Annotated in this window: 12 protein-coding genes; 5 read left to right on the plus strand and 7 right to left on the minus strand. The window is 62.2% G+C overall.

Annotated elements, in window-relative coordinates; translation table 11 throughout:
* Positions 1-13: 13 nt before the first annotated feature.
* From crcB to H040_RS01085, 4 genes are all read right to left on the minus strand, one after another.
* On the minus strand, positions 14-388 hold the full coding sequence (gene crcB / locus H040_RS01070) for a fluoride efflux transporter CrcB (RefSeq protein ID WP_027919735.1): 375 nt from the start codon (positions 386-388) through the stop codon (positions 14-16).
* Positions 385-1,710: a replication-associated recombination protein A gene (locus tag H040_RS01075; RefSeq protein WP_027919734.1), complete on the minus strand. Its 1,326-nt coding sequence runs from the start codon at positions 1,708-1,710 to the stop codon at positions 385-387. The genes crcB and H040_RS01075 overlap by 4 nt, the downstream gene beginning before the upstream one ends.
* A gap of 12 nt (positions 1,711-1,722) precedes the next feature.
* The gene (gene lolA / locus H040_RS01080; RefSeq protein ID WP_027919733.1) at positions 1,723-2,346 is read right to left on the minus strand and encodes an outer membrane lipoprotein chaperone LolA; all 624 of its coding nucleotides are present in this window, start codon (positions 2,344-2,346) and stop codon (positions 1,723-1,725) included.
* A gap of 62 nt (positions 2,347-2,408) precedes the next feature.
* Positions 2,409-4,991: a DNA translocase FtsK gene (locus H040_RS01085; protein ID WP_371260262.1), complete on the minus strand. Its 2,583-nt coding sequence runs from the start codon at positions 4,989-4,991 to the stop codon at positions 2,409-2,411.
* 302 nt (positions 4,992-5,293) lie between these two features.
* Between H040_RS01085 and aat the strand changes: the two genes are divergently transcribed.
* From aat to infA, 3 genes are all read left to right on the plus strand, one after another.
* Entirely contained in the window at positions 5,294-5,974 is a 681-nt protein-coding gene (aat, locus tag H040_RS01090) for a leucyl/phenylalanyl-tRNA--protein transferase (RefSeq protein WP_027919731.1), read from the plus strand.
* 57 nt (positions 5,975-6,031) lie between these two features.
* Positions 6,032-6,739: an arginyltransferase gene (locus H040_RS01095; protein WP_027919730.1), complete on the plus strand. Its 708-nt coding sequence runs from the start codon at positions 6,032-6,034 to the stop codon at positions 6,737-6,739.
* A 101-nt stretch (positions 6,740-6,840) separates the two neighbouring features.
* Positions 6,841-7,059, plus strand: coding sequence for a translation initiation factor IF-1 (gene infA, locus H040_RS01100; protein ID WP_002553999.1), 219 nt, complete (start codon positions 6,841-6,843; stop codon positions 7,057-7,059).
* Positions 7,060-7,203: 144 nt separating this feature from the next.
* Here infA and clpA read toward each other — a convergent pair whose 3' ends face one another.
* Both clpA and clpS read right to left on the minus strand, forming a co-directional pair.
* Entirely contained in the window at positions 7,204-9,474 is a 2,271-nt protein-coding gene (clpA, locus tag H040_RS01105) for an ATP-dependent Clp protease ATP-binding subunit ClpA (protein ID WP_027919729.1), read from the minus strand.
* Between the two features lie 30 nt (positions 9,475-9,504).
* On the minus strand, positions 9,505-9,867 hold the full coding sequence (gene clpS / locus H040_RS01110; protein WP_003251220.1) for an ATP-dependent Clp protease adapter ClpS: 363 nt from the start codon (positions 9,865-9,867) through the stop codon (positions 9,505-9,507).
* 230 nt (positions 9,868-10,097) lie between these two features.
* On the opposite strand from clpS, the gene cspD reads away from it, so the two are divergent.
* Entirely contained in the window at positions 10,098-10,364 is a 267-nt protein-coding gene (cspD, locus tag H040_RS01115; RefSeq protein WP_027919728.1) for a cold shock domain-containing protein CspD, read from the plus strand.
* A 73-nt stretch (positions 10,365-10,437) separates the two neighbouring features.
* On the opposite strand, the gene icd is transcribed toward cspD, so the two are convergent.
* Positions 10,438-11,694: an NADP-dependent isocitrate dehydrogenase gene (icd, locus tag H040_RS01120; RefSeq protein ID WP_027919727.1), complete on the minus strand. Its 1,257-nt coding sequence runs from the start codon at positions 11,692-11,694 to the stop codon at positions 10,438-10,440.
* 413 nt (positions 11,695-12,107) lie between these two features.
* On the opposite strand from icd, the gene H040_RS01125 reads away from it, so the two are divergent.
* Complete coding sequence (locus tag H040_RS01125) at positions 12,108-14,333, plus strand: NADP-dependent isocitrate dehydrogenase (protein WP_027919726.1); 2,226 nt, start codon at positions 12,108-12,110, stop codon at positions 14,331-14,333.
* Positions 14,334-14,405 lie beyond the last annotated feature (72 nt).

Raw genomic sequence — 14,405 nt, forward strand, 5'->3', positions numbered from 1 at the left:
TGTAGGTGTTGGTTCAGAAACGGGTCAGGGACAGGCCGGCCCAGGTGGCCAAAAGCCCGCCCACCACGCTGATACTGGTATAGCCCACCGCGAGGGGCACTTGCCCACTTTCGATCAGGCGCACGGTATCGAGCGAAAAGGAGGAAAACGTCGTCAGGCCGCCAAGGAAGCCGACGATCAGGCCGGCGCGCAGTTCGACTGGCGCCAGCGGCTTGTGCAGGAACAGGCCATAGAGCAGGCCGATGAGCAGGCAGCCAACCAGGTTGACCGCCAGCGTACCGACATAGAAGTGCCGTGGCCAGTGGGCCGCGACCCAGTTCGCGGTGGCGAAGCGCAACAAGGTCCCGGCAATACCGCCCGCGCTGACCGCAGCAATCAATGCAATCACGGTTTTCTCCGCTGACGGGGGCTGTTGCGGTCAAGCTCGGCCAAGTGGCGCAGCTTCTCGCCGATTTTCAGCTCCAGGCCTCGCGGCACGGGCTGGTAGTACTGGCGCGGTTCCAGCTCTTCAGGGAAGTAGTCCTCGCCAGCGGCATAGGCATCGGGCTCGTCATGGGCGTAGCGGTACTCTTCGCCATAACCAAGTTGCTTCATCAGCTTGGTCGGGGCATTGCGCAGGTGCAGCGGCACTTCCAGCGAGCCATGTTCGGCAGCTTCGCGCAAAGCGGTCTTGAAGCCCACGTACACTGCATTGCTCTTCGGCGCGCAGGCGATGTAGGTGATGGCCTGAGCCACCGCCAATTCGCCCTCCGGGCTGCCCAGGCGCTCTTGCACGTCCCAGGCGGCCAGGCACAGGCTCAGCGCGCGCGGGTCGGCGTTGCCAATGTCCTCGCTGGCCATGCGCACCACGCGGCGGGCGATGTACAGCGGGTCGCAGCCACCGTCGAGCATGCGGGCGAACCAGTACAGGGCGCCATCGGGGTTGGAGCCGCGCACTGACTTGTGCAGCGCAGAAATCTGGTCGTAGAACGCCTCGCCCCCCTTGTCGAAGCGGCGGCGGCTGTCGCCGAGCAGGCTTTGCAGCATCTGGACGTCGATTTCGCTGCCATCTTCGGCCAGGTCCGAGGCGTTCTCGAGGAAGTTGAGCATGCGCCGGCCATCGCCATCGGCGGCGGCCATGAGCATCTTGAAGGCGTCGTCACCAACCCGCAGGTTGCGCTTGCCCAGCCCGCGCTCTTCAGTCAGCGCACGATTGACCAGCTTGCGCAGCGCCGCTTCGTCGAGGCTCTTGAGCACGTACACCCGCGCCCGCGAAAGCAGCGCATTGTTCAGCTCAAACGACGGGTTCTCGGTGGTAGCACCAATGAACAGCAGGGTGCCGTCTTCCACATAAGGCAGGAAGGCATCCTGCTGGGACTTGTTGAAGCGGTGCACTTCGTCGACAAACAGGATGGTGCGCCGGCCATACTGGCCGGCCTGCTGCTTGGCTACCTCGACTGCCTGGCGGATCTCCTTGACCCCGGCCAGCACCGCCGACACCGTCTCGAAGTGCGCATCGCAGAACTGCGCCAGCAACCGCGCGAGGGTGGTCTTGCCCACCCCCGGCGGCCCCCAGAAGATCATCGAGTGCAGCGCACCCTGCTCCAGCGCCTCGCGCAGCGGTTTGCCACGCGCCAACAGGTGCTCCTGGCCGACGTACTCGTCCAGGTTGGACGGGCGCAGGCGGGCTGCCAGGGGCTGGGCGACGGGTTCGCTTCGAAACAGGTCCATGGCGAGCTCTGCTTACTCCTTGATGACGTCGGCACCTTTGGGGATGTCGAACTTGAACTGGCTGTCCGGCACCGCCTGGTTGGCCTTGACGCCATTGAACAGGATGTTGGTGCGCTGGCCGACACTGTCGACCAGCTGCATGTCATTGATCAGGCCCCTGCGGAACGACACGCGCAGCGAGTCGAACAAGGTGTCCTTGGTCTTGGGCTTGAGGGTGAAGTCCATCACCTCGCCCTGCTCCTTGGAGGTGATGTCGAAGCTTTGGCTGATCTTCGATACATCACCGGACAGCAGCAGTGCCGGGGTCTGGTTCAGGCGCTGGTCAAGCTTCTTGATGGTCGCCTGCTCCAGGTCCGGGTCCCACAGGGTGACGTTCTTGCCGTCGGACACCACCACCTGCTCCTGCGGCGCATTGGTGTGCCAGTAGAACAGACCTGGGCGCTTCACGGTCATCTTGCCGGACGTTTCCTGCAGGCTGGTGCCGCCGGCGTCCAGGGTCAGCTGGGAGAAGTTGGCCTCGATGGTCTGGGACTTTTCCAACAGCTGGGTCAGGCGTTGTACGTCTTGCTCACCGGCATAAGCAGTAACCGAGCCCAGGGTCAGGGCAGAAACCAACAGCATGCGAATCGCGCGCATGGGAATCCTCATTGAGCATTGAAAAGGCCGGGCGCCACCGTTGGCGCCCGGCAAGGTGTTCATCAGTCGCGCGGGCCACCCGGGGCAATCACTTCCCGCGAGCCGTTGCTGTTCATCGGGGTGACCACGCCGGCCATTTCCATCGACTCGATCATCCGCGCAGCGCGGTTGTAGCCGATCTTCAGCTTGCGCTGCACGGCCGAGATGGAAGCGCGGCGGCTTTCCAGCACGAACTGCACGGCTTCATCATACAGGGCATCGGTTTCGGCATCGTCACCATCGCCACCGCCGCCGCCGCCATCAAAGCCGCTGCCGGCCTCTTCGACGCCGTTGAGGATGTCGTCGTTGTAGTCCGGCGCGCCACGCAGCTTCCAGGCCTCGACCGTACGGTGCACTTCATCGTCGGAGACGAACGCACCGTGCACACGGATCGGCAGGCTGGTGCCCGGTGGCATGTACAGCATGTCACCATGGCCAAGCAGCTGTTCGGCGCCACCCTGGTCGATGATGGTCCGCGAGTCGATCTTGCTCGACACCTGGAACGCCATGCGGGTCGGGATGTTGGCCTTGATCAGGCCGGTGATCACGTCCACCGACGGGCGCTGGGTAGCGAGGATCAAGTGAATACCCGCAGCCCGCGCCTTCTGGGCGATACGGGCGATCAGCTCTTCGACCTTCTTGCCGACGATCATCATCATGTCGGCGAATTCGTCGACCACCACGACGATGGTCGGCAGGGTCTTCAGCGCAGGCGGCTCATCGTCCATGCTTTCGCGGCGGTACAGCGGGTCATGGATGATCTCGCCGGCTTCCTGGGCGTCCTTGACCTTGCGGTTGAAGCCGGCCAGGTTACGCACGCCCATGGCCGCCATCAGCTTGTAGCGCCGCTCCATCTCGGCCACGCTCCAGCGCAGGGCGTTGGCGGCATCCTTCATGTCGGTGACCACCGGACAGAGCAGGTGCGGGATGCCTTCGTAGATCGACAGTTCGAGCATCTTCGGGTCGATCATGATCAGCCGCGCGTCTTCCGGGCTGGACTTGAACAGGATCGACAGGATCATCGCGTTCACACCTACCGACTTACCGGAACCGGTGGTACCGGCCACCAGCAGGTGCGGCATCTTGGCCAGGTCGGTGATCACCGGCTTGCCGCCAATGTCGTGGCCCAGGGCCAGGGTGACCGGCGATTTCTGCTCGTCGTACTGCGGCGTGGCGAGCACTTCCGAGAAGCGCACCATCTGCCGGTTTTCGTTGGGGATCTCGATACCCACGGTGGTCTTGCCAGGGATGACTTCGACCACCCGCACACTGGTCACTGCCAGCGAACGCGCCAGGTCCTTGGCCAGGTTGGCGATACGGCTGACCTTGACGCCTGCGGCCGGCTGGATTTCGTAACGGGTAATCACCGGGCCCGGGTGAATGGAGTCCACCGAGACTTCCACGCCGAATTCCTTGAGCTTGATTTCCAGCAACTGGCCGACCCCGGCCAGGGATTCCGGCGAATACTCGATCTTCTTCTGTTCGGCCGGGTCGAGGATGGAAATCGACGGCAAAGTACCTTCCACGGCGCTGTCGACGAACAGCGGCGCCTGTTTTTCCTTCATCACTCGCTTGCTCGGCTCCGGCGCACGCTCGGCGGCCGGTGGCACGATGGTCGGCACCGCTGCAGGTTGCTGGCGGGGGACCACAGGCTCACGCGGCACCACAGGCTCGCGCGCGAGGGTCGGCTCGCGCGGTACTACTGGCTCACGGGAAGGCTCCCGGGCAAGGGTCGGCTCACGGGGCTCGGCGGGCTGGGCCGGTGCCTCTTCGCGCTTGAAAATGCGCTCGCGCAGCGCTGGTTTGGCCGGCTCGCGCTTGTCGGTGGCCTTCGGCCCCAGGTCGAATACGGGCTCGTCAACTTCACGCAATTGCGCTTCCAGGCGCTTGCGCTCGTTGCGCGCTTCCCACCAGCGGCTGGCCGCGCCCTGTACCAGCTCGAACAGGTCGAGGGTGATCTTGCCGGTCATGTCCATCACCTTGAACCACGACAGGTCGGTGAACACGGTCAGGCCGAACAGGAACAGGGCAATGAACATCAGCGTGCTGCCCTGCACGTTCAGCAGGTTGCGCGCCAAGTCGCCAAGGCTTTCGCCCAACGCACCGCCCGCGGAAAACGGCAGGCTCGCCGGCGGGTGGAAATGGATATGCGCCAGGGCCGCGCCCGACAGCACCAGGAACACCAGGCCGATGAGGCGCCAGGAGAACAGCCAGCCGCTCCACTGCCACGGCTGGTGGCGTTCGCGGAAGATCTGCCAGGTCTTGATCGCCAGCAGCAGCGGGAAGATGTAGGCGAAATAGCCCAGCACCATGAACAGGATGTCGGCGAAGTACGCGCCGGCACGCCCGGCGGCATTCTGCACCTGGTCGATGTTGCTGGTGTGGCTGAAGCCTGGGTCCGACGTGTCGTAGGTCAGCAGTGCCATCCACAGGTACAGGCACAGGGCGCCGACAGCGATCAACGCACCTTCCTTGAGGCGGTAATGCAGCTGCTGTCGCCACAGGGGCACAGGCAAAGGAGCTGGAGTTGCGGTGGATTTCTTCAAAACGCGTCTATTCCTGCGCGTGCTGCGCGTCCAGTAGTGATCGGCCGGCGTCTGGCCAATGAACCACTACTTTTAACATTACTGCCCGCCAGCCGCCATGACGGCGCGCCGTATGGAGCTTGAGTGGGGGCGACTTTCGTATAGGTGCAATTTGAGCACGCATTTTCTTTTGTGACAAAGGCTTATGCTGTGTTTTTGCACAGGTGTGACAGCAAATGTAGCGGATGGTGCCTATGGTTTCATGAATGTGTGGGAAATTGCCTATTCTGCTGCCCGCCAATTGCTTCTGGCCCTGCCAGCATTGACCCCGCAAGCCCTGCGCGCCATGCTGCCCTCTCCCCTCCCCCACCGCACGATAGACCATGCTCACCTGGCTAACCCGCGACTCGCTGACCTTCCCGCCCCTGGAAAAGGCCCTGCATGACCCCAACGGCCTGCTCGCCGCTGGCGGCGACCTGAGCCCCGAGCGCCTGGAGCAAGCCTATAGGCATGGCTGCTTCCCCTGGTACCAGGACGGCCAGCCGATTCTCTGGTGGTCACCCGACCCGCGCACGGTGCTGTTCCCGGACGAGCTGCATGTCTCACGCTCGCTGGCCAAGCTGATGCGCCAGGGCCGCTACCAGGTCACCTTCGACAGCGACTTCCCCGCGGTGATCGCCGCCTGCGCGGCCCCGCGCGACTACGCCGACGGCACCTGGATCACCGACACCATGCGCTATGCCTACTGCGAGCTGCACCGCCGCGGCATCGCCCATTCGGTGGAAGTGCGCGAGGGCGGCGAGCTGGTCGGCGGCCTGTACGGCCTGGCCATCGGCCAGCTGTTCTTCGGTGAATCGATGTTCAGCCGCGCCGACAACGCCTCCAAGGTCGGCTTCGTGACGCTTGTGGAGCACCTGCGCCAGGCCGGCTTCGTGCTGATCGACTGCCAGATGCCGACCCACCACCTGCACAGCCTTGGCGCCCGCGCCATCAGCCGCGCCAGCTTCGCCGACTACCTGGCACGCCACCTCGACCAGCCCAACCGTGCCACCTGGGTTCGCTAGGCGAGTTCTGCGAGCTGGCTTACACTGATAAGCAAAGTCTCACCGAGGGGGTTGATCATGACAGAGTTGGCGCGGTTGAAGTTCTATGCCACTCAGCCCCACTCCTGCAGCTACCTGCCGGGCGAACAGGCCACCACGCTGTTTCTCGACCCCAGCCAGCCGATGGACGTGCAGGTGTATGCCGACCTGTCGGAAATGGGCTTTCGCCGCAGTGGCGACCACCTGTACCGCCCGCATTGCCAGAACTGCAATGCCTGCGTGCCGGCGCGCATCCCCGCCGCGCGCTTCATTCCCAACCGCCAGCAGCGGCGCATCCTCAAGCGCAACGCCGACCTGACCGTGACGGCCGCTCGCCCGGCATTCAAGGAAGAATATTTCGACCTGTATCGGCGCTACATCGAGACCCGTCACGCCGATGGTGACATGTATCCACCGAGCCGCGACCAGTTTTCCACCTTCCTGGTCCGCGACCTGCCGTTCTGCTGGTTCTACGAGTTCCGCCTGGAAGGCCGCCTGCTGGCAGTGGCGGTATGCGACCTGCTGCCCAACGGCCTGTCGGCGGTATACACCTTCTACGAGCCCGACGAAGAAAGGCGCAGCCTGGGGCGTTTTGCCATTCTCTGGCAGATCACCGAAGCCCTGCGCCAGGACCTGGAGGCGGTCTACCTGGGTTACTGGATCAAGAACTGCAAGAAAATGAACTACAAGACGCAGTACCGACCTATCGAGTTGTTGATTAACCAGCGCTGGGTCACCCTCAACTGAAAGCATTGGCTTGACACGCAGTTTTCCGGCATAATCCACGCCACTTTTTTGCCCGGTGCGGTTATGCGTCGGGCCAACACTGGATCCGAGGGCTCTACTGCATGTCGAAAGAAGACAGCTTCGAAATGGAAGGTACTGTCGTCGACACCCTGCCCAACACCATGTTCCGCGTGGAGTTGGAAAACGGGCACGTCGTAACCGCGCACATCTCCGGAAAGATGCGCAAGAACTACATCCGTATTCTCACTGGCGACAAGGTCCGCGTCGAGCTGACGCCTTACGACCTGAGCAAGGGCCGCATCACCTACCGCGCGCGCTAAGCTCCAGCCATGAAAAAGCCCGGCATGTGCCGGGCTTTTTTGTGCCTGCTGAAACCGCATCGCGGCTAAAGCCGCTCCTACAGGGAAACACAATTCCCTGCAGGAGCGGCTTTAGCCGCGATGGGCCGCAAAGCGGCCCCACTATCAAGCCACCTCAGCCGTGGTCTCGAAGTCGAACACCAGTTCGCCATCGCGCAGGTCAACATGCACCACACCACCGTGCTCGGCCAGCTCGCCAAACAGGATCTCCTCGGCCAGCGGCCGCTTGATCTTGTCCTGGATAAGCCGAGCCATCGGCCGTGCACCCATCTGCACGTCGTAGCCAGAAACCGCCAGCCAACCGCGGGCGGCATCGCTGACTTCCAGCAGCACACGCTTGTCTTCCAGCTGCGCCTGCAGTTCGATGAGGAACTTGTCGACGATGCTCTTGATCGTCTCGGTGCTCAGGCGACCAAACTGGATGATGGTGTCCAGACGGTTGCGGAACTCCGGCGTGAAGCTCTTGCGGATGACTTCCATGGCATCGGACGCGTGGTCCTGATGGGTGAAGCCGATCGAGGCCCGCGCGGCGGTTTCAGCACCGGCGTTGGTGGTCATGATCAGGATCACGTTGCGGAAGTCGGCCTTGCGCCCGTTGTTGTCGGTCAGGGTGCCGTGGTCCATCACCTGCAGCAGCAGGTTGAAGACTTCCGGGTGGGCCTTCTCGATTTCATCGAGCAGCAGCACGCAGTGCGGTTGCTTGGTGATCGCTTCGGTCAGCAAACCACCCTGGTCGAAACCAACATAGCCAGGAGGCGCACCGATCAGGCGCGACACGGTGTGGCGCTCCATGTACTCGGACATGTCGAAGCGCACCAACTCTACACCCAGCGCCTTGGCCAACTGCCGCGCAGCCTCGGTCTTGCCCACGCCGGTCGGGCCAGCGAACAGGAACGAACCGACTGGCTTGTCTGGTGATTTGAGACCGGCCCGGGACAGCTTGATGGCGGTGGCCAGCGAATCAATGGCCTGATCCTGACCGAACACGGTCAGCTTCAGGTCACGCTCGAGGTTGCGCAGCAGCTCCTTGTCGGAGCTGGTGACATGCTTCGGCGGAATGCGCGCGATCTTGGCGACAATGTCCTCGACCTGGGGCACATCGATGCGCTTGACCCGGTTCGCTTCAGGCTGCAGGCGCTGATAGGCACCCGCCTCGTCGATCACATCGATGGCTTTGTCCGGCATGTGCCGGTCATTGATGTAGCGCGAGGCCAGTTCGGCGGCGGCGCGCAGGGCTTCGTCGCTGTACTCGATGTTGTGGTGGCTCTCGAAACGGCCTTTCAGGCCACGCAGGATGCCCACAGTGTCTTCGACCGAAGGCTCGCTGACATCGACCTTCTGGAAGCGCCGCGCCAAGGCACGGTCTTTCTCGAAGATGCCGCGAAACTCCTGGAAGGTGGTCGAACCGATGCAACGGATCTCACCGGAGGACAGCAGCGGCTTGAGCAGGTTGGACGCATCCATCACCCCGCCCGACGCCGCACCGGCACCGATGATGGTGTGGATCTCGTCGATGAACAGGATCGCCTGCGGGCGCTTGCGCAATTCACCGAGCAGCGCCTTGAAGCGCTTCTCGAAGTCGCCACGGTACTTGGTACCAGCCAGCAGCGCACCAAGGTCCAGCGAATAGACCACGCTCTGCGCCAGCAGGTCCGGCACCTGGCCGTCGACGATACGCTTGGCCAGGCCCTCGGCGATGGCGGTCTTGCCGACGCCAGCCTCACCGACCAGCAGCGGGTTGTTCTTGCGCCGGCGGGCCAGGATCTGGGCCACACGCTCGACTTCCTGCTCGCGACCCACCAGCGGGTCGATACGCCCGGCACGGGCCAGTTCGTTCAGGTTGCTGGCATAGGCATCCAGCGGGTTGCTCGAAGAGGAGGTTTCGCCACCCTCTTCGTCCTGCATTTCCTGGTCGCTTTCAGCATGCGAACCATGCCCCGGCACCTTGGAAATGCCGTGGGCGATATAGTTGACCACGTCGATACGGGCCACGCTCTGCTGCTTGAGCAGGAACACAGCCTGGCTTTCCTGTTCGCTGAAGATCGCGACCAGCACATTGGCGCCGGTGACTTCGCGCTTGCCGGAACTCTGCACGTGGAACACGGCACGTTGCAGCACGCGCTGGAAGCCCAGGGTCGGCTGGGTTTCGCGGTCTTCGTCGTTGACGGGGATCAGGGGTGTAGTGGAGTCGATGAACTCTTGCAGATCGTGCTTGAGTTTGTCGAGATTGGCGCCACAGGCGCGCAGAACGGTCGCAGCAGCCTCATTGTCAAGGAGTGCCAGCAGCAGATGTTCGACGGTCATGAATTCATGACGTTTCGAACGGGCCTCCTTGAAGGCAAGATTGAGGGTGACTTCGAGCTCGCGGTTTAACATAGCTTCACCTCATACCCAAGTGGTCGGCGATTAACCGTCCTTCTCGATTTCACAGAGTAGCGGATGCTGGCTTTCCCTGGCGTATTGGTTGACCTGCATGGCCTTTGTTTCGGCGATGTCACGGGTAAACAATCCGCACACTGCCCGCCCCTCGGTATGGACGGTCAGCATGATCTTGGTCGCCAGCTCGCGGTTCAGACTGAAGAACGTTTCGAGCACTTCGACGACGAAATCCATCGGCGTGTAGTCATCGTTGAACAAAACCACCTTGTACATCGGTGGCGCCTGCAGGATCGGCTTGGCTTCCTGTACCGCAAGCCCTGAGCCGTCGTCCTCATTCGATTGCGGGCGATCCTGATTGAATGTTAGTCGAATCTCGCTGGGTGCATGCATGGAAAGAAATTCATCATGATCGACAGGTTAAGGTTGTGGGTTGACTGCGTTTGCGGTCGCTGGCGCACGCGCCACCTGACCTTGACTATCGGCAAAACGGTGTTACAACCAATAAGAACCCACCGTGGTCGATAAAGATCCGCGCAGTCAACCAGATTTTTCGCATGGTTCGTATGCGGATGAAGTGGATGATACTCCAGTGATGGAGTCCTTTGCAGAGGGACATAGGGATGGCAAGCGGTAAAGTCAAGTGGTTCAACAATGCCAAGGGCTACGGATTCATCAACGAAGAGGGTAAAACCGACGATCTGTTCGCGCATTATTCCGCGATCCAGATGGACGGCTACAAGACGCTCAAGGCAGGCCAGTCCGTGGAGTTCGAGATCATTCAGGGCCCCAAAGGCCTGCATGCGATCAAGATAATGGACGCCGCAACAGCTGCAGCATCCGCCGCCAACGCTGTGGGCCAATCCGAGGGTGAAACCGCACAAGCCTGACCACCCTGCTCTCTGCCGGTATACCAAAAAGCCGGCCGCTTCCTTCTCTGGAAGCGGCCGGCTTTCGATTGTCTTACATATGCTTGATCATTTCATCGCCAAAGCCTGAACTGCCCACCAGCTTGGCACCGTCCATCAGCCGCTCGAAGTCATAGGTCACAGTCTTGGCCGCAATGGCGCCATTGGTGCCCTTGATGATCAGGTCGGCCGCCTCGGTCCAGCCCATGTGGCGCAGCATCATTTCCGCCGAAAGGATCACCGAGCCCGGGTTGACCTTGTCCTGCCCGGCGTATTTCGGCGCGGTGCCGTGGGTGGCCTCGAACATGGCCACGGTATCAGACAGGTTGGCGCCCGGCGCAATGCCGATGCCGCCCACTTCAGCCGCCAGGGCGTCGGACAGGTAGTCACCGTTGAGGTTAAGCGTGGCGATCACATCGTATTCGGCCGGGCGCAGCAGGATCTGCTGGAGCATCGCGTCGGCGATGGCGTCCTTGACGATCACCTCGCGGCCGCTCTTGGGGTTCTTGAACTTCATCCACGGGCCACCATCGAGCAGCTCGGCCCCGAACTCGTCACGGGCCACTTCATAGCCCCAGTCCTTGAAAGCACCCTCGGTGAATTTCATGATGTTGCCCTTGTGCACCAGGGTCAGCGACTCGCGGTCGTTGTCCACCACGTACTGCAGAGCCTTGCGCACCAGGCGCTTGGTGCCCTCGCGGGAGACCGGCTTGACGCCGATGCCACAGTCCTGGTCGAAGCGGATCTTGGTGACGCCCATTTCCTCCTTGAGGAACTTGATCACCTTGTTTGCTTCGGGCGAGCCGGCCTTCCACTCGATACCGGCATAGATGTCCTCGGAGTTCTCGCGGAAGATCACCATGTCGACGTCGCCGGGCTTCTTCACGGGGCTTGGCACACCCTCGAACCACAGCACCGGGCGCAGGCATACATACAGGTCGAGCTGCTGGCGCAGGGCCACGTTGAGCGAGCGGATACCGCCGCCGACCGGGGTGGTCAACGGGCCTTTGATCGAAACCACGTAGTCTTTGACCGCATCCAGGGTTTCCTGGGGCAGCCAGGTATCCTGGTCATACACCTGGGTGGCTTTCTCGCCGGCATACACTTCCATCCAGGCGATCTTGCGCTTCCCGCCGTAGGCCTTCTGCACAGCGGCATCGACCACCTTGATCATCACTGGTGAAACATCGACGCCAATCCCGTCCCCTTCAATATAAGGAATGATCGGGTTGTCAGGAACGTTGAGCGAATGGTCTGCATTGACGGTGATCTTGGCGCCGTCGGTCGGAACCTTGATTTTCTGGTATCCCATGCTTGCACTACTCCGCTGTCGGGTGTGGTTGGACATCATGCGATCCAATGAGCCTAAACCACATCTGTCGACCTGCAAGCGGTGCGGCAATCTACCACATTGCCCCTACGTCTTTGGTCTTATAAATGGCGCCGATGTCACTTCGCCTTGCTGAATAGCCCGAATGGTTTGGTATACTCCGCCGCGACCGAAGGGTCATCGGGGCGAATCCCAGGAAAATGCGGACCGCCCTTGGCCATGAATGGCCGAAAAGCCTGGGTTGTTACCGCAGCTCAGCATTGACGCTCGACTGATGCATCCACCATCACAGCTCGCAGCCTCTCGACTTTCCGCTCATGGCGTTGCCAGGGCGATGCGCCTACCCTGCGCAACACGAGACTCGAGCACGCTCAGCACACAGAGAGTTAACCCGCATGCCCACCCGTTCCAAGATCATCTATACCTTCACCGACGAAGCCCCCGCCCTCGCCACCTACTCGCTGCTGCCGATCGTCGAAGCCTTCACCGCTTCGGCTGACATCGCCGTCGAAACTCGCGACATCTCCCTGGCTGGCCGTATCCTTGCCGCCTTCCCGGAGCAACTGGGCGCAGAGAAGCAAGTAGGCGATCACCTGGCGGAACTGGGCCAGCTGGCTACCACCCCTGAAGCCAACATCATCAAGCTGCCGAACATCAGCGCCTCGGTACCGCAGCTCAAGGCCGCGATCAAGGAACTGCAAGGCAAAGGCTTCAACATCCCTGACTACGCCGACGAGCCGTCCACCGAGGCCGAGAAAGAGTCCCGCGCCCGCTACGACCGCATCAAGGGCTCCGCCGTGAACCCGGTGCTGCGCGAAGGCAACTCCGACCGCCGCGCGCCACTGTCGGTCAAGAACTACGCCCGCAAGCACCCGCACAAGATGGGCGCCTGGGCCGCCGACTCGCAGTCGCACGTTGCACACATGAGCAACGGCGACTTCTACGGCAGCGAAAAAGCCGCGCTGATCGAGGCTGACGACAACCTGCGCATCGAGCTGGTCGGCAAAGACGGCAGCACCACCGTGCTGAAAGCCAAGACCGCCGTAAAAGCCGCTGAAATCGTCGACTGCGCCACCATGAGCCGCAAGGCCCTGAAAGCCTTCATCGCCGAGCAGATCGCCGATGCCAAGGCCTCTGGCGTACTGCTGTCGGTACACCTGAAAGCCACCATGATGAAGGTTTCCGACCCGATCATGTTCGGCGTCATCGTCGAAGAGTTCTATGGCGACGTACTGGCCAAGCACGCTGCAGCCCTGGCTGAAGTAGGCTTCAACGCCAACAACGGCATCGGCGACCTGTACGCCCGCATCAAGGACCTGCCAGCCGACAAGCAGGCCGAGATCGAGGCCGACATCCAGGCCCTGTACGCCCAGCGTCCAGCCTTGGCCATGGTCAACTCCGACAAGGGCATCACCAACCTGCACGTGCCGAGCGACGTCATCGTCGACGCCTCGATGCCAGCGATGATCCGTGACTCGGGCAAGATGTGGAACACCGCCGGTGAACTGCAGGATGCCAAGGCGATCATCCCGGATCGTTGCTACGCCGGCATCTACCAGGCCACCATCGAAGACTGCAAGGCCAACGGCGCCTTCGACCCGACCACCATGGGCAGCGTGCCGAACGTCGGCCTGATGGCCCAGAAGGCCGAAGAGTACGGTTCCCACGACAAGACCTTCCAGATCCAGGCCGACGGCGTGGTACGCGTGGTCGATGGCCAGGGCAAGGTCGTTCTGGAGCAGAACGTCGAAGCCGGTGACATCTTCCGCATGTGCCAGACCAAAGACGCGCCGATCCAGGACTGGGTCAAGCTGGCCGTCAACCGTGCCCGCCTGAGCAACACCCCAGCGGTGTTCTGGCTGGACCCGGCCCGCGCCCACGATGGCGTGATGATCGAGAAGGTGCAGAAGTACCTGAAGGACCACGACACCGCTGGCCTGGACATCCGTGTTCTGGCGCCGGTCGACGCCATCAAGTTCTCCCTGGCCCGCATCCGCGAAGGCAAGGACACCATCTCGGTGACCGGCAACGTGCTGCGCGACTACCTGACCGACCTGTTCCCGATCATGGAACTGGGCACCAGCGCCAAGATGCTGTCGATCGTGCCGCTGATGAACGGCGGTGGCCTGTTCGAGACCGGCGCCGGCGGTTCGGCACCGAAGCACGTGCAGCAGCTGGTTGAAGAGAACTTCCTGCGTTGGGACTCGCTGGGTGAATTCCTGGCCCTGGCCGCTTCCCTGGAGCACCTGGGCAACACCTACGACAACCCGCGCGCCAAGGTCCTGGCCAACACCCTGGACCAGGCCACCGGCAAGTTCCTCGACACCAACAAGTCGCCTTCGCGCAAAGTCGGTGGCATCGACAACCGCGGCAGCCACTTCTACCTGACCCTGTACTGGGCCCAGGCCCTGGCTGCCCAGAGCGACGACGCCGCCCTGCAGGCACGCTTCGCCCCACTGGCCAAGACCCTGACCGAGAACGAGGAGACCATCGTCGCCGAGCTCAACGCCGTTCAGGGCAAGCCAGCCGACATCGGTGGCTACTACGCCCCGGATGCCGAGCTGACCGCCAAGGTGATGCGCCCAAGCCAAACCCTGAACAGCGCCATTGCTGCCCTGTAAGGTTCGCTTGAAGTAACAGCACAAACCCCGGCCACGCACCGGGGTTTGTGCTTTCTGGATAAATGATTTCTA

Source organism: Pseudomonas sp. URMO17WK12:I7 (assembly GCF_003269045.1).
Classification (GTDB): Bacteria; Pseudomonadota; Gammaproteobacteria; order Pseudomonadales; family Pseudomonadaceae; genus Aquipseudomonas; species Aquipseudomonas putida_J.